This window comes from Fulvimarina endophytica (genome assembly GCF_003403015.1).
GTDB classification, from domain to species: Bacteria; Pseudomonadota; Alphaproteobacteria; order Rhizobiales; family Rhizobiaceae; genus Fulvimarina; species Fulvimarina endophytica.
The window spans coordinates 409,403-423,199 of the sequence record NZ_QURL01000002.1 but is presented as its reverse complement, the minus strand read 5'-3'; the positions used below and the strand labels follow the sequence as shown (position 1 = coordinate 423,199).

Here is a 13,797-nt window from a genome sequence, read left to right as displayed (position 1 = left end):
GGCCGTCACAATGGTCGCGCACGGCCGCGATACTCGGCTCACCGGCGAGGTCGACACCGAGCCTCGTGCGTGCGGACGCAATCAGGGGGCTCTTCGATGCAACATATCCTCTCGACCTTTCCAAGTGATCACCAGACTCTCGACAATCGTGTCGATCCAGCGAAAACCGCACCGGTCTGCGTTCCGAAGGTTCGAGCGAAAGACCGTCCGACAGTCTATGTAGCACGTCTCGCTACGGAAGGTCAGGTCCGCGACGATGCGTACCGGATCCGCTATCGCAGCTATGTGGCGGGCGGACATATCGAGCCCAATGTCACGGAGCGCTTCAGCGACGTCTATGACGACATGCCGAATGCGAGCACGATCGTCATCTACGATGCCGACGAGCCCGTCGCTTCCGTGCGCACCTGCACCTTCGCGCGCGGCACGGATCTGAGATCGCCGGCCCTCGACGCCTTTCCGGACGAGGTGCGCGCGCTTCTCGACCGGGACAGGTCCGGCCCGTTTTCCGGTCGCGGCATCGAAGTCACCCGGCTCGTCCGCGTTCCCGAGGCCGAGAACAACCAGGGGCTCGTCTTCCTCCTCTATAGAATGGCGGGATATGTGGCCCTCTGCGCCCACAGTCAGGTGCATCTCGCCTGCGTGCGCGGCAATCACGCTCCCTTCTATCGCAGGCTGGGCTACGAGCCCGCATCCGAGCTCAAGCCCTATCCCGGACTGAGCTGCGCCATGCGGCTGATGGCGAGCGATCGCAGGCGCTACGACGAGGTGCGGCGCGCCGTTCCGGTGATGGACCCGCTGGGCGGTCTTTCCGGCAATCTCGCCGCCTTCTTTCAAGGCGGTCCCGTCTCCCTGCATCTCAGGAAGGTCTGACCGATGCTGACCACCGTCGTGATTCTCGCCGCCATCGTGCCGCTCGCCTCGTTTACCTGGGCCCTGCGTCAGCATTTTCGCTCGACGGGAGGCATGCCGACCGGCATGCGCGGCCTGACGGCGGCGAGCGGGCTTGTCGCCCTTCTGTTCCTCGCCCTCGTGATCGATGGAGGGGTCAGCGGTCCGCGTGCATTCGCATTCCTGATCCTGTCGGCCCTCTCGACGAGCCTGTTCTGGTGGACGGTGAAGACCACGCGGCGGCGGCCGCCGCAGGTCGCCTACAGTTCGGCGGCTCCCGATTCGCTCTATGACGAAGGCCCCTACGCCTTCGTGCGCCATCCCTTCTATCTCGCCTACTGCCTGTTCTGGCTGGGCACGGCGGTCGCTGCGGGCAGCTTCCAATGGTTTGCAGGTTTATTTATAATATCGTGGTACGTCGTTATCGCGAGAACGGAGGAAGCAAGCTTCCTCGGGACGTCGATGGCCGAATCCTATCTGCGCTACAAACGTCGGACAGGAATGATCGTGCCGAAGTTCAGTAGGATACCGCCTTGGTAATACAAGGAAATGTGGCCGACGAACGCGTGACGGCGGGAATGGAGTCCCTGCGCCGTCTCTTCCGGCTGAAATCGCCGATCTCGCGTCAGGACGAAGAGACGCTCGCGGACCAGGCCAATCTCCTCTTCTATCTGAGCCTTCTCTTCGCGGCGACCGGCATCGGCAACACCGTCTTCATCGTCTCGAACTTCCAGCCGATGAACCGGCCCTTCCTGCCCGTCCTCGGCGTCCTGATCATCATCGTCTACGGCTTCATCCTCGCCGCCGCCTTCGCATGGCGCAGGCACCGCAAGGCAATCGTCTTCCTCGAGCGCGCCCGCCTCCTCTACGTCGCCCTCGGCACGTGCTGGGGAATTTTCATCATCGCGCTCGCCCATTACGGCACCGCCAACCAGCACGCGCTCATCGTCGGCCTCGCGCTCGGCGTCGTGTCGACGCCGATCATTTGCATTCCGGCCACCGTCGCCTTCTGCTTCTTCGTTCCCGTCTCGCTCCTGTCCGTCGTCGCCGTGACGCTGACGGGGTTCACCGATCAGGTCACCGCGATCGCGTTCACCTGCTACACGCTCTATGCCATCGTCGGCATCGTTTGCACCAATCTGGCCTATGACGGCCGGTCACGGGCCCAGGCGGCGCTGAGGCGCGAGGTCGCGACCGTCAGCATCTTCCTGCGCGAATATCAGGAAGGCTCGTCCGACTGGCTGTGGGAAACCGATGCGGACGGATGCCTCGTCCAGATGCCGCCGGCTCTCGCGCCGATCATGGAAACGAGCATCACCTCGTCTGCCAGACCCCGTCTGTCCTTCCTTCTTCAGGACAGCGAAGACGGAGCCATGCATCGCGAGCTCGCCGGCAGTCTTCAGAAGGGGATCGCGTTCCGCGATCTGAAGGCTACGGCCCTCGACGGCGCCAGGCGGCGCTGGTTCACCCTGACCGGACATCCGCTTCACGACAAGGACGGCCGGATGAGCGGATTTCGCGGCATCGGGCGCGATATCACCGCGCGCCACGAGGCCGATGCCCGACTGGCCTATCTCGCGCGCCATGACGGCCTCACCGGACTGCTCAATCGGCAGGAGATCCTGACGCAGATCGAAGCGGCCTGCGCCAAAGGCGGGGATTTCGCCCTCGCCAGCATCGATCTCGACGACTTCAAGACGATCAACGACACGTTCGGGCACCAGCTCGGAGACGAGCTCCTCATCGCGATCGCGAACGAAGTGACCGCCGCGCTCGGCCCCAAGGACGTCTGCGGCAGGCTCGGCGGGGACGAATTCGCGGTTCTCTTCGCGGGTTTGACGCTCGACGAGGCCTGCACCGCAGCGACCCGTCTCGTCGAGCGGCTCACGCGGCGCATGGTCCTTCGCGGCCACAGCGTGTCGTCGAGCGCCTGCGCCGGCGTCGCCGCGTCCGAGGGACCCTCGAGCGATGCCAAACGGCTGTTCTTCATGGCCGATCTCGCGCTCTACAAGGCCAAGAGCGAGGGCAAGTCCGCCGTCCGGTGCTTCCGTCCGGAATTCGAAGCCGAGTACAATGCCCGGTTCGTGGAAGAGAGCGAGCTGGCACGGGCGATCGAGGACGGAGAGATCCGGCCCGTCTTCCAGCCCATCGCCGATCTCTTCACCGGGCAGGTCATGTGCCTGGAGGCCCTCGCCCGCTGGCAGCATCCCGAACTTGGAATGGTCTCCCCGGCCAAGTTCATCCCGGTCGCCGAACGCGGCGGCCTGATTGACCGGCTCGGCGAACAGATCCTCGAAGAGAGCTTGCGTCAGGCGGCCGAATGGCCCGACGAGGTTCAGGTCAACGTCAACCTGTCGCCGAAGCAGCTGGTCAGCGGACGGTTTCCCGCCACCCTCGCCCGGATCCTCTCGGAGACCGGCCTGCGCCCCTCCCGGGTCGGCATCGAGATCACCGAGAACATCTTCGTGGACTTCTCCCAGTCGGTCCTCGACCAGCTCACCGCAATCCGCGAGCAGGGCGTCCGGCTCGTGCTCGACGACTTCGGAACCGGCTATTCTTCGCTCGGCTATCTCCAGAAGATCAATGTGGACGGGCTGAAGATCGATGCGAGCTTCCTGCGCCAGATCCCCGATCGCAAGGTAGAGGCGATCATCCGCACGATCACCCAGCTGACCGCAGATCTCAACATCCACCTCGTCGCCGAGGGCATCGAGAACACGATGCAGCTGGATTGGCTGCGGAGCAACGGCATCCATTTCGGCCAGGGCTTCCTCCTCGGGCGCCCGAAAGCCGATCCCCCGACGCAGCGGATCGACCTCCTTCCCTGAACCCACCGGCCCGGCCCGAACTCCCACAGCCTCGCCACCAGGACCTGCCCGATCAGGCGGCGTTGAGAAAACTCTCCACGAAGGGCGATGCGGGATGTGCGCGAAGCTCGTCCGGCGTCCCGATCTGTTCGATCGATCCCTCGCGCATGATCGCCACCCGGTCGGCGATCCCGAAGGCCTCGGCCTGATCGTGGGTGACGAGAATGGTGGTGACGCCGACCCGCTGCTGAAGGTCGCGAACCGAATCGCGCAACTCGCGGCGCACCTTGGCATCGAGCGCGGAGAACGGCTCGTCGAGAAGAAGCAGGCGCGGACGGATCGCGAGCGCCCGGGCCATGGCCACGCGCTGGCGCTGCCCGCCCGAAAGCTGGGCCGGATAGCGCTCGCCAAACCCCACCATGTCGATCATGGCGAGCAGTTCCTCGACGCGCTCGCGGCGCTCCGCCTTGGAGGGTCGCTCCGAACGGTCCATCACCCGCAGACCGAAGGCGATGTTGTCGGCGACGTTCATGTGGCGGAACAGGGCGTAGCTCTGGAACACCATGCCGAACCGGCGGCGGCCCGCCGAAAGGTCCGTGATGTCCTCCCCGTCGAGAACGAGACGCCCGCTCTCGGGCCGGGTCAGCCCGGAGACGACGTTGAGAAGCGTCGTCTTGCCGGAGCCCGATGGCCCCAGCAGCGCGAGGAACTCGCCGTCCCTGACGGTGAGCGAGGTGTCTTCCAGGACGGCGGAGGTGCCGTCGAAGGATTTGGAGACGCGTTCGATCTGCAGGGTCATTGGGCAGCTCCGCGAACGGGATGGGTGAGCGCGATGAGGCCGCGCAGGACGAGCGTGACGAGCGCCAGAAGCGCAAGCACCGTCGCGGCGGCGAATGCGCCGGTCGTGTTGTAGTCGTTGTAGAGAAGCTCGATCTGAAGCGGCAGCGTCATGGTCTGGCCCCTGATCGCGCCGGAAACGACGCTGACCGCGCCGAACTCGCCGATCGCCCGCGCCGTTGCGAGAATCGCACCATAGACGAGCGCCCAGGTGATGTTCGGAACGGTGACGAGACGGAACATCTGCCAGCCGCTCGCCCCGAGCGTCAGCGCCGCCCGCTCCTCGTCCTCGCCCGAGACCGACAGGACCGGCAGGACTTCGCGCACGACGAAGGGACAGGTCACGAAGAGCGAGACGAGAACGATGCCGGCGAGGTTGAACATCAGCTGGATGCCGTAGGGCTGCAACGCGCCGCCGACCGGACCGTAGGCCCCGTAGACGAGGAGGAAGCAGAGGCCCGCGACGATCGGAGAGATGGCGAAGGGCAGTTCGATGACGACGAGGAGCGCGCGCCGGCCGGGAAACTTGAAACGCGCGATCGCCCAGGCCGCGCACAGCCCGAAGACGATGTTGACCGGGACGACGATCAGCGCGGTGACGACGGTGAGCACGATCGCCGACCGGGTCTCGGGCTCGCTGACGGCCGCAAGCCAGACCGCGAAGCCTTCGGCGAAGGCACGCTGGAAGATGACGGCGACCGGCAGGACGATGACGACGAGCGCGAAGAGGACGGCGAGCGCGATGAGGAGATGTTTCGCCTTCATTGGCCGCCCTCCAGCCGGCGATAGAGCCGCGTCTGCGCGATGTTGATGAGAACGAGAAGCACCAGCGAAAGGGCAAGCATGGTGCCGGCGATCGCGGCGGCAGCGGGGTAGTCGAACTCGTCGAGCCGGATCATGATGAGAAGCGAGGCGATTTCGGTCTCGTAGGGAATGTTGCCGGCGATGAAGATGACCGCGCCGAACTCGCCCAGGCTGCGCACGAAGCTGAGCCCGGTTCCGGTGAGGATTCCGGGCGAGAGCTTCGGCAGGACGATCGAACGGAAGGTCTGCCAGTCCGACGCTCCGAGCGTGCGCGCGGCCGCTTCCTCCAAGGGATCGAGCTCCTCGATCAGCGGCTGGATCGCACGGACCGCGAAGGGCACCGAGGTGAAGACCATCGCGACAACGATTCCCCACCAGCTATAGGCGATCTGGATGTCGAGGGGAGCGAGCAGGCTGCCGATCCAACCATCCTTCGAATAGAGCGCGACGAGCGCGATGCCCGCCACCGAGGTCGGCAGCGCGAAGGGCAGGTCGACGAGCGCGTCGAGGGCCGAGCGGCCGACGAAGCGGTAGCGCACGAGGACCCAGGCGAGAAGAAGCCCAAAGACGCCGTTGAAGACGGTGGCAAGGGCTGCCGCCCCGATGGTGACGCGAAGGGCGGCGAGCGTACGCTCGTCGCTCATCACGAAGAGATAGTCCGAAATGCCGAGCTGCGAGAGCTGCCAGCCGAGCCCTGCGAGCGGCAGAAGCACGATCAGCGTGACGAAGGTCACGGACACGCCGAGCGTCAGCCCGAGACCCGGAAAGGGGGAGCGTCTGGCACGGCGGCGCCTGAGCGCATCGAGTGGCGTCTGCAGAAGGGGCATGGAACCGGCTGACGAAACGAGACCGCTCGCTCCCGGAAGCACCGGAGGCGAGCGGCCGGATTGATCGGATCGGACGTCTTACTGACGCTGCAATTCGTCGAGAACGCCGCCCGAGGCGAAATGGGTCTCCTGGGCATCCTCCCAGGAACCGAAGACGTCCTCGACTTTATAGAGCTCGACTTCGGGGAAGCGATCCGCATTCGCCTTCACCACAGCCTCGTCGTGGACGCGGTTGTTGAAGGAGGCGAGGATCTCCTGGCCCTTCGGGGTATAGAGGAAGTCGAGATAGTCGCGGGCGATCTCTTCGGTGCCGCGCTGGCTCGCGACCTTCTCGACGACGGCGACCGGGAATTCGGCGAGCAGCGACTGGGGCGGCACCACGGTCGCGTAGTCGTCGTTCTCACCGGCGATGTTCAGCGCCTCGGCCTCGAAGGTGACGAGCACATCACCGATGCCGCGCTCGGTGAAGGTCGTCGTCGCGCCGCGCCCGCCGGTATCGAACACTTCGACATTGTTCAGGACCTTCGTCATGTAGTCGCGGACCTTGGTCTCGTCCCCGCCGAACTCGTTCATCGCCCAGGCCCAGGCGGCGAGATAGGTGTAGCGGCCGTTTCCGGAAGTCTTGGGGTTCGGGAAGATCACCGAGACGCCGTCGCGGGCGAGATCGTCCCAGCCGTCGATCTCCTTCGGATTGCCTTCGCGCACCATGAAGGCAGGCAGAGAATAATAGGGCGAGGCGTTGTTCGGGAACTGCTCCTGCCAGTTCTCGGCCACGAAACCGTTATCGGCGAGAACCTGCACGTCGAGAACCTGGTTGAAGGTGACGAGATCGGCTTGGAGCCCCTGAAGGATCGCACGCGCCTGCTTGGAGGAGCCGGCATGGCTCTGATTGATGGTCAGTTCGCCTTCGCCCTCCCCGCGCTGCTCGATATAAGCGGGATTGATCGCCGCATAGAGTTCGCGTGCGATGTCGTAGGAGACGTTCAGGATTTCGGTGTTCTGGGCGTGGGCGGGAGCGGCGAAAGTGCCGCCGACGATCGTGATGGCAGTCGCGAACTGACGAAGCATGGTATCTCCTGAACTATCGGTCGACCCGGCACATACGCGGTCCCGCCGTGCTTGCAATCCCCTCTCGCGCCACGAAAAAACAGCGATCTCCGCTCCGGTTCGAGAAAAGGACCCCATTCCAAAAAGCGCCTCCGCCTTGGAATGCGCGACGGGCATGACCGGGGCTTGGGCAGCCGCCACCGGCCGAATCGCCCCGGGCTAAGATCGGCGTTCTCTCGGGTTTCGATGTCGGACGCGGCAGCCGATCTGCATGAAGCAGGGCCGACGGCGCCGTGCAGGCCGTTCCTCCTTCACGAAAGGACTTCAGAGCTTGAAAAGCCCGCGCCATTCGGTCACGGCCCGTGCCGGACGTCATCTTTCGGACGGGTTCGGGTCCGATCTTCAGGATCGATACCGAATTTCTCTGAAGGACATTGCATGACGAGGAACGCGCCATGATCAAGCGGACGCATATCGGTCTGGCCACGGTCCTTGCCCTCTCCTTCCTCGTCGCAGCCGGCTTCAGCCTGGCCTTCATCGAGGATGGGGACCGGGCACGGCCGTCCGATACGGCGCTTGCCATGACCGATCAGCACGGAAACCCGGTCACGCGCGAGATCTTCAAGGGCAAGCCGACCGCCCTCTTCTTCGGCTTCACCCACTGCCCGGAGGTCTGCCCGACGACCCTCAGCGAGTTGACGGTCGCGGCTCGCAATCTCGGCGAGAAGGCCGACGAACTGAACGTCGTCTTCGTCACCGTCGACCCCGAGCGCGACACGCCGAGCGTGCTTGCGGACTATGTCGGCGCCTTCGACGAGCGGATCGTCGCCCTGACCGGATCTCAGGATCAGCTCGGCGCGATGGCGCGCGATTGGGGCGTATTCTACGAGAAGGTGCCGTTGGAGGACGGCAATTACACGATGGATCACACCTCCACGGTCTTCCTGATCAACCGAGCCGGTGAGTTCACCGGAACCATCGGCTATGGCGAGGACATCGGCATGGCCGCGCGCAAGCTGCTGCGTCTGGTGGACCAGTCGTGAGGCCGCTCGCGTCTCACGCGCCGCCGGCACGTATCGGCGCCCTGCCGCTCGTCCTCGGGCTGTTCCTCTTCGGGGCGGGAGTCTTCGGATCAGGTGTTCATGGGGCCAAGGCCGAGACGCGCGCGCCGGAGGCGACCCCGCCGAACGCGGAGGGCTCCGATGATGGCTCTGGGGCGGCGAACGAGACCGCCACGAGCGGCCTCGTTCGGCTTCGCTTCGAAAGCCGGAACCTCGACGGCGTCGAGGCGACCTTTGCTCCGAGGGAACCGGTGACGCGCGTCGAGCCCGGCAAGGTCACGCGGATCTACTTCTTCATGAGCAACCGCTCGAACCGCACGGTCCAGCTTCGACTGAACTACAGGGTGGAGCCGGACGCCGATTCCGTCTTCTACAACCAGCTGCAGGGGGTCTGCACGACCGGCCAGACGCTCGGCCCCTGGGAGACGACCTTCGTCTACGATTCGGTCCTGATCGATCCGGCGATCCTCGACGATGCCGAGCCCGGCGAGGAGAAGGTGCTGACCGTCCACTACACGCTGAAGCCCGCCGAGGACTTTCCCCAGTTGCGATAGACGGGATGACCCGGTCGCAATTCACATCCTGTCCGGATGCGACCGCCGGGCACGGCCGCGCGACAAGCCGTCCCGTTCCGGCCATGGAGCCTCGTCATACCGGCTGGCCGGTGCCGCCTATCGCCCTCGTTCCCCCTGTGGTAACCGCTGATCCATGAGGCAGTTTCGGCACCTTCTCTCGGATCGATCGAGCGCTCTGGCGGCGACACTCGTCATCGCTCACCTCATCGTGCTCCAGGCTCTGTCGGGGGCCTATGCCGGCGCCCGCATGGATGCAGCTCTCGCCGGACCCGTGTCCGTCATCTGCCACGACGGCGCGCCCTCCCAGGCCGGCCCGGCGAGCGATGCACCGAACCCGCACGACTGCTGTCTCGACGGCTCCTGCGCCATCGCCTGCGGCCACTCGGCCGCGCACCACCTCGCGTCGAAGACCGTGGGTGGCGGCAAATTCGTCTTCGCGGCGAACGAGACGGCCCTCACCTGGCCGCTGCCCGTGGACGCGCAGGGGCCGCGCGCCCCGCCCCCGGGCCTTGCGCTCACGCGCGGCCCTCCCCCTTCCTCCGCCTGATCTCGAAATGCCCGGACTTCATGTCCGGCGATCTTTTCCTTTCATTCGGAGACATACGATGATTTCCCGCATGCTTCTGGCCGCGAGCGCGGCCCTCACCCTCGCTTTGTCCGCACCCGCCTTCGCCCACGACTACAAGGCGGGCGAGATCGTGATCGACCATCCCTGGACGCGCGCGACGCCGCCCAACGCGCCCGTCGCCGGCGGCTATCTGACCCTCGACAATCGCGGCTCGTCCGAGGATCGCCTTCTCGGTGGTTCCTCGCCGGTCGCGAGCGACGTCCAGATCCACGAGATGTCCATGGACGACGGCGTCATGAAGATGCGCCAGATCACGGATGGGCTGGCGGTGCCCGCCGGTGAAGCGGTCGAGCTTTCGCCCGGCGGCTATCATCTGATGCTGATGGACCTGTCCGAGCCGCTCAAGGAGGGCGCCCGCGTGCCGCTGACCCTTCGTTTCGAGAAGGCCGGCGATGTCGAGGTGGAACTCGCGGTCGAGGCCATGGGGGCGAAGGCTCCGCAGGGCGAAAGCCACGAGATGCATCATGGCGCGGCGCACGGGGATACCGACATGCCGGGACATGAGGGAATGGCCGAAAAGTCGGCCCAGTAAACCCAAAGCCTCGGGCCCGATGAGAGAATCGGGCCCGAGGCTCCGGTTTCTGCCTGAGGCATCGGATGGTCCGAAAACCGGGTCCAGGTTTGGGTCCGATGCTATCAAGCCGCGTCTCATGCGGCCAATCCGGCGCAGGCGGAGCCTTGGGCTTCCCCCTGCGCCAGGACGCATCGCCCGCGTCAGAGATCGATCGTCGTGGAGTCTTGGATGTCCGAGCTTCGCGGCCTCGCCGGCTCACACGCCTGACAGCGAACGGGATAGCCCGCCCCGGCGATCGGACGCGCTCTCGCAATGGCCAGCCTATGGCCAACCGTGCCTAAAACGTTTGCTATATCGGGGAGATTGGTACGCCCAAGGGGAATCGAACCCCTGTTTGCGCCGTGAGAGGGCGCCGTCCTAACCGCTAGACGATGGGCGCGTGCCAATGGGGGTGACATAAAAGGGCCGGCCGCAGGATGCAAGACTTTTCTGCGGACCGGAGGCGCATTCGGAGAAGTTTTTCGGTGCACCGTCCCCCGTTCACCGGGTGCCGGCCGAAGGCGCGTTCGCGAGAGTGAAGGATCGGAGGACCTCGCCGGTCTCCACCGAGACGAGGACGAGCCGGGTTTCGGCTCCGACGCGCACGGTCAGGAGCATCCGGTCCCCGTCGAGCACGGTCTGGACGACCTCGCTCCCGTCGGGCAGGGCGATCGAGAGCGGCGTTCCGTCATAGGCCGGCACCTCCTCGGCACCCGAGGTGCGATAGATGATGACGCCGAACACGGTCATGATCGACAGGAACAGAAAACCCATCGAGACGACGAGCAGGCGGACGAGCTTGATGCGCAAGCGCTCGGCGGCGGGGTCGAGGGGCTTTTCGTCCTTGATATCGTCTTCAGTCGTCATCGCCGGTTTTGCCTGTTTCGCGTCAGCCGGTCATAACCGCAGATCCGGAACGCGACAATGAAGAGCCGAGCAGTGAATCTGGAACCCAGTGATCGACACGTCTTCACGGTGGACGCATCGGATGCGGGAACCCGCATGGACGCGTTTCTCGCCCGTCTCTGCGGGCCCGATCTGTCGCGAGCGCGAATCAAGGCGCTGATCGAGGCGGGAGACGTCTCGATCGACGATGCGCCCGCGACGATCGCCAAACGCAAGCTCCAGGCGGGCGAAACCGTGACGCTGGTCGTGCCGCCGCCCGCCGAGCCCGATCCGCAGCCCGAGAAGATGCCGCTCGCCATCGTCTTCGAGGACGCGGACCTGATCGTCGTCGACAAGCCGGCCGGGCTCGTCGTTCATCCCGGAGCCGGCAACTGGACCGGAACGCTGGTGAACGGTCTTCTCCACCATTGCGGGGACGAGCTTTCCGGCATCAACGGCGTCAAGCGCCCGGGTATCGTGCACCGGCTCGACAAGGATACGAGCGGCCTTCTCGTCGTCGCCAAATCCGACGCGGCCCATCGAGGGCTCGCCGAACAGTTCGCCGCCCACGGCCGCGACGGGCGCCTCGTGCGCGCCTATCGGGCGCTCGTCTGGGGCCATCCCCTGCCGGCGGTCGGCCGGATCGAGACCTTTCTCGGACGCTCCTCGGCCGATCGCCTGAAACGGGCCGTCGTGTCGGACAGCCAGCCCGACGCGCGTCATGCGATCACCCATTACAATGTCACGAGCCTTTCGGCTCGGTCGGCACCATTGGAGGCGGCGCTGGTCGAATGCCGGCTGGAGACCGGGCGCACCCATCAGATCCGCGTGCACATGGCCCATCTCGGGCATCCTTTGGTCGGCGACGACGTTTACGGATCGGGCTTTCGGAGCAAGATTCACGCGCTGGAAGAAGAAGCGCAGGCGGTTCTTGGTGCATTCGACCGGCAGGCCCTCCACGCGGCGGTCCTCGGCTTCGTCCACCCGGTCACCGGAAAGAGTGAACGGTTCGTCAGCCCCCTGCCGGGCGATTTTCGGGAACTTGCAGGGTCCCTGCAGGTTGGTCTCCAAACGGAACCAACTGCCGGAGATGGGTAAGAGGCGGACGGTCGTCAATGGATTTTTTGCGCGCGATACCGTGCAGGACGAAGTCTCCATCCCCATATCAAGGGCTGGCGGGTGCCCCATGGGCCCGCCTTTGTCTGGCTTTGAAAGCAGGCAGTTTTCGATGGAGGGACTAGAATGGCCCAGATGAACCTACCCAGCATCGCCTCGGGCGAAGGCGGTCTGAACCGATATCTCGAGGAGATACGCCGGTTCCCGATGCTTCAGCCCGACGAGGAATACATGCTCGCCAAGCGTTACGCCGAGCATGACGACCGCAATGCCGCCCACCAGCTCGTGACGAGCCATCTGCGTCTCGTGGCGAAGATCGCCATGGGCTATCGCGGCTACGGCCTGCCGATCGGCGAAGTCGTCTCGGAGGGCAATGTCGGCCTGATGCAGGCCGTCAAGCGCTTCGACCCCGAGCGCGGCTTCCGCCTTGCGACCTACGCCATGTGGTGGATCAAGGCCTCGATCCAGGAATACATCCTGCGGTCGTGGAGCCTCGTGAAGATGGGCACGACCGCGAACCAGAAGCGTCTGTTCTTCAACCTTCGCAAGATGAAGAGCCGGATCCAGGCGCTCGAGGACGGCGATCTCAATCCCGATCAGGTCCAGCAGATCGCGACCCAGCTCGGCGTTTCGAACGAGGAGGTCGTCTCCATGAACCGCCGTCTGTCGGGCGACGCCTCGCTCAATTCGCCCCTGAGGGCGACCGAGGGCGAGTCCGGCGAGTGGCAGGACTGGCTGGTCGACGAGAACGAATCCCAGGAGGAGCTTCTCGCCAATCAGGACGAACTCGACCAGCGCCGGGGCATGCTGAAGCGGGCGATGGGCATCCTCAACGATCGCGAGCGCCGGATCTTCGAGGCACGCCGCCTGTCCGAGGACCCGATCACGCTGGAAGCCCTCTCGGGCGAGTTCGACATCAGCCGCGAACGCGTGCGCCAGATCGAGGTCCGGGCCTTCGAGAAGGTCCAGAAGGCGGTCCAGGAGAACGTCGTGGCCGATCAGCAGTCCCTGCGGCGCGTGGAGGATGCGGCCCACGCCTGATCGGAGCCCGGTTTTACCGGCCCGCTCTTGACTTCGGAGCCGCGGCGGGTAATGTCCCGCGTGAAATCCGCCGGCGTCTCAAGCGCCGGCGGCTTCGCGTTTGTGCCAAGGCCGATCACCGATCGCGGGACTAACGTGACAGGACGGATTTTCAAATTGCAGCCTTCCTTCGGTGCCGGACATCGCGCCGGCCGTAGCGAAAGGCGTTCAAGAACCAACGGATGAGACGATGGCCAAGGCGACCACGATCAAGATCAAGCTGCTCTCGACGGCCGACACCGGCTATTTCTACGTGACCCGCAAGAACAGCCGCACGATGACCGACAAGATGGTGAAGCGTAAGTACGATCCCATCGCACGCAAGCATGTCGACTTCCGCGAGACCAAGATCAAGTAAGCCGCGAGCGGTCCGAATCGGACCCGAAGACAGGCCGATCCCTGAGCGTTCTTCAGCGTCGTCCGTCACCGGGCGGCGCTTTCGTTTATGGCGGGGCGCAACCTTCTCACACGAAGGATACCGTTAGGGCGGCGGCACCGGCCCCCCCTGCCCTATTCACTCACCGCTCCATCGGCGCTCCGTTGCTGCCCAATCGGCGCTCCGCAGCAACCGAGAGCCGGCCTTGCCATCATCGAGTCGGGAACCAGTTATCTCTTGACGCACGCCGAGCGCGCATGACGCAACCTTCGGCCTGCGATCGGTGAACCGGCGTTCCTCGGGCTTCGAT

The 13,797-nt window shown here is 65.1% G+C and carries 15 protein-coding genes and 1 tRNA gene; 10 read left to right on the top strand and 6 right to left on the bottom strand.

Annotated features, from left to right (window positions below; all coding sequences use genetic code 11):
* Positions 1-96: 96 nt before the first annotated feature.
* Genes DYI37_RS05415 through DYI37_RS05405 form a run of 3 tightly spaced genes read left to right on the top strand, consistent with a single transcriptional unit; the run spans position 97 to position 3,719 of the window.
* Positions 97-873, top strand: coding sequence for an N-acyl amino acid synthase FeeM domain-containing protein (locus DYI37_RS05415; protein WP_147307886.1), 777 nt, complete (start codon positions 97-99; stop codon positions 871-873).
* Positions 874-876: 3 nt separating this feature from the next.
* Entirely contained in the window at positions 877-1,431 is a 555-nt protein-coding gene (locus DYI37_RS05410; protein WP_116682173.1) for a methyltransferase family protein, read from the top strand.
* Entirely contained in the window at positions 1,425-3,719 is a 2,295-nt protein-coding gene (locus tag DYI37_RS05405; protein ID WP_210209329.1) for a putative bifunctional diguanylate cyclase/phosphodiesterase, read from the top strand. The genes DYI37_RS05410 and DYI37_RS05405 overlap by 7 nt, the downstream gene beginning before the upstream one ends.
* A gap of 52 nt (positions 3,720-3,771) precedes the next feature.
* Here the strand turns inward: DYI37_RS05405 and DYI37_RS05400 are convergent, their stop codons facing one another.
* The 4 genes from DYI37_RS05400 to cysP all read right to left on the bottom strand — a co-directional run bounded on the left by DYI37_RS05400 (position 3,772) and on the right by cysP (position 7,234).
* Positions 3,772-4,497: an ABC transporter ATP-binding protein gene (locus tag DYI37_RS05400; protein ID WP_116682171.1), complete on the bottom strand. Its 726-nt coding sequence runs from the start codon at positions 4,495-4,497 to the stop codon at positions 3,772-3,774.
* Positions 4,494-5,300: a sulfate ABC transporter permease subunit CysW gene (cysW, locus tag DYI37_RS05395; protein ID WP_116682170.1), complete on the bottom strand. Its 807-nt coding sequence runs from the start codon at positions 5,298-5,300 to the stop codon at positions 4,494-4,496. Before cysW ends, DYI37_RS05400 begins: the two co-directional genes overlap by 4 nt.
* A complete protein-coding gene (gene cysT / locus DYI37_RS05390) occupies positions 5,297-6,166 on the bottom strand; it encodes a sulfate ABC transporter permease subunit CysT (protein ID WP_116682169.1) in 870 nt (289 codons plus the stop codon). Before cysT ends, cysW begins: the two co-directional genes overlap by 4 nt.
* Positions 6,167-6,244: 78 nt before the next feature.
* Positions 6,245-7,234, bottom strand: coding sequence for a thiosulfate ABC transporter substrate-binding protein CysP (gene cysP / locus DYI37_RS05385; RefSeq protein ID WP_116682168.1), 990 nt, complete (start codon positions 7,232-7,234; stop codon positions 6,245-6,247).
* A gap of 434 nt (positions 7,235-7,668) precedes the next feature.
* Between cysP and DYI37_RS05380 the strand changes: the two genes are divergently transcribed.
* The 4 genes from DYI37_RS05380 to DYI37_RS05365 all read left to right on the top strand — a co-directional run bounded on the left by DYI37_RS05380 (position 7,669) and on the right by DYI37_RS05365 (position 10,009).
* Positions 7,669-8,256 carry an SCO family protein gene (locus DYI37_RS05380; protein WP_116682414.1) on the top strand — a complete coding sequence of 196 codons (588 nt, stop codon included), beginning with the start codon at positions 7,669-7,671 and terminating at the stop codon, positions 8,254-8,256.
* Positions 8,253-8,828 carry a cytochrome c oxidase assembly protein gene (locus DYI37_RS05375; RefSeq protein WP_116682167.1) on the top strand — a complete coding sequence of 192 codons (576 nt, stop codon included), beginning with the start codon at positions 8,253-8,255 and terminating at the stop codon, positions 8,826-8,828. Before DYI37_RS05380 ends, DYI37_RS05375 begins: the two co-directional genes overlap by 4 nt.
* A 154-nt stretch (positions 8,829-8,982) precedes the next feature.
* A complete protein-coding gene (locus DYI37_RS05370) occupies positions 8,983-9,396 on the top strand; it encodes a hypothetical protein (protein ID WP_116682166.1) in 414 nt (137 codons plus the stop codon).
* A gap of 58 nt (positions 9,397-9,454) precedes the next feature.
* The gene (locus DYI37_RS05365) at positions 9,455-10,009 is read left to right on the top strand and encodes a copper chaperone PCu(A)C (protein ID WP_245413779.1); all 555 of its coding nucleotides are present in this window, start codon (positions 9,455-9,457) and stop codon (positions 10,007-10,009) included.
* A 346-nt stretch (positions 10,010-10,355) separates the two neighbouring features.
* Here the strand turns inward: DYI37_RS05365 and DYI37_RS05360 are convergent.
* Positions 10,356-10,430, bottom strand: a tRNA-Glu gene (locus tag DYI37_RS05360).
* 101 nt (positions 10,431-10,531) lie between these two features.
* Positions 10,532-10,897, bottom strand: a complete 366-nt coding sequence (locus tag DYI37_RS05355) for a hypothetical protein (protein ID WP_116682164.1) — start codon at positions 10,895-10,897, stop codon at positions 10,532-10,534.
* A 135-nt stretch (positions 10,898-11,032) separates the two neighbouring features.
* Between DYI37_RS05355 and DYI37_RS05350 the strand changes: the two genes are divergently transcribed.
* The 3 genes from DYI37_RS05350 to rpmG all read left to right on the top strand — a co-directional run bounded on the left by DYI37_RS05350 (position 11,033) and on the right by rpmG (position 13,469).
* Complete coding sequence (locus tag DYI37_RS05350) at positions 11,033-12,013, top strand: RluA family pseudouridine synthase (RefSeq protein ID WP_245413805.1); 981 nt, start codon at positions 11,033-11,035, stop codon at positions 12,011-12,013.
* 144 nt (positions 12,014-12,157) lie between these two features.
* Entirely contained in the window at positions 12,158-13,072 is a 915-nt protein-coding gene (gene rpoH / locus DYI37_RS05345; protein ID WP_116682162.1) for an RNA polymerase sigma factor RpoH, read from the top strand.
* Positions 13,073-13,301: 229 nt separating this feature from the next.
* Positions 13,302-13,469 carry a 50S ribosomal protein L33 gene (gene rpmG, locus DYI37_RS05340; RefSeq protein WP_116682161.1) on the top strand — a complete coding sequence of 56 codons (168 nt, stop codon included), beginning with the start codon at positions 13,302-13,304 and terminating at the stop codon, positions 13,467-13,469.
* Positions 13,470-13,797: the final 328 nt, after the last annotated feature.

What these genes read in the sequence shown, in the direction of transcription:
- DYI37_RS05415 (WP_147307886.1), top strand. Translation starts at nt 97, where the DNA reads ATGCAACATATCCTCTCGACCTTTCCAAGTGATCACCAGACTCTCGAC.
- DYI37_RS05410 (WP_116682173.1), top strand. Translation starts at nt 877, where the DNA reads ATGCTGACCACCGTCGTGATTCTCGCCGCCATCGTGCCGCTCGCCTCG.
- DYI37_RS05400 (WP_116682171.1), bottom strand. Translation starts at nt 4,497, where the DNA reads ATGACCCTGCAGATCGAACGCGTCTCCAAATCCTTCGACGGCACCTCC.
- cysW (WP_116682170.1), bottom strand. Translation starts at nt 5,300, where the DNA reads ATGAAGGCGAAACATCTCCTCATCGCGCTCGCCGTCCTCTTCGCGCTC.
- cysT (WP_116682169.1), bottom strand. Translation starts at nt 6,166, where the DNA reads ATGCCCCTTCTGCAGACGCCACTCGATGCGCTCAGGCGCCGCCGTGCC.
- cysP (WP_116682168.1), bottom strand. Translation starts at nt 7,234, where the DNA reads ATGCTTCGTCAGTTCGCGACTGCCATCACGATCGTCGGCGGCACTTTC.
- DYI37_RS05380 (WP_116682414.1), top strand. Translation starts at nt 7,669, where the DNA reads ATGATCAAGCGGACGCATATCGGTCTGGCCACGGTCCTTGCCCTCTCC.
- DYI37_RS05370 (WP_116682166.1), top strand. Translation starts at nt 8,983, where the DNA reads ATGAGGCAGTTTCGGCACCTTCTCTCGGATCGATCGAGCGCTCTGGCG.
- DYI37_RS05365 (WP_245413779.1), top strand. Translation starts at nt 9,455, where the DNA reads ATGATTTCCCGCATGCTTCTGGCCGCGAGCGCGGCCCTCACCCTCGCT.
- DYI37_RS05355 (WP_116682164.1), bottom strand. Translation starts at nt 10,897, where the DNA reads ATGACGACTGAAGACGATATCAAGGACGAAAAGCCCCTCGACCCCGCC.
- DYI37_RS05350 (WP_245413805.1), top strand. Translation starts at nt 11,033, where the DNA reads ATGGACGCGTTTCTCGCCCGTCTCTGCGGGCCCGATCTGTCGCGAGCG.
- rpoH (WP_116682162.1), top strand. Translation starts at nt 12,158, where the DNA reads ATGGCCCAGATGAACCTACCCAGCATCGCCTCGGGCGAAGGCGGTCTG.
- rpmG (WP_116682161.1), top strand. Translation starts at nt 13,302, where the DNA reads ATGGCCAAGGCGACCACGATCAAGATCAAGCTGCTCTCGACGGCCGAC.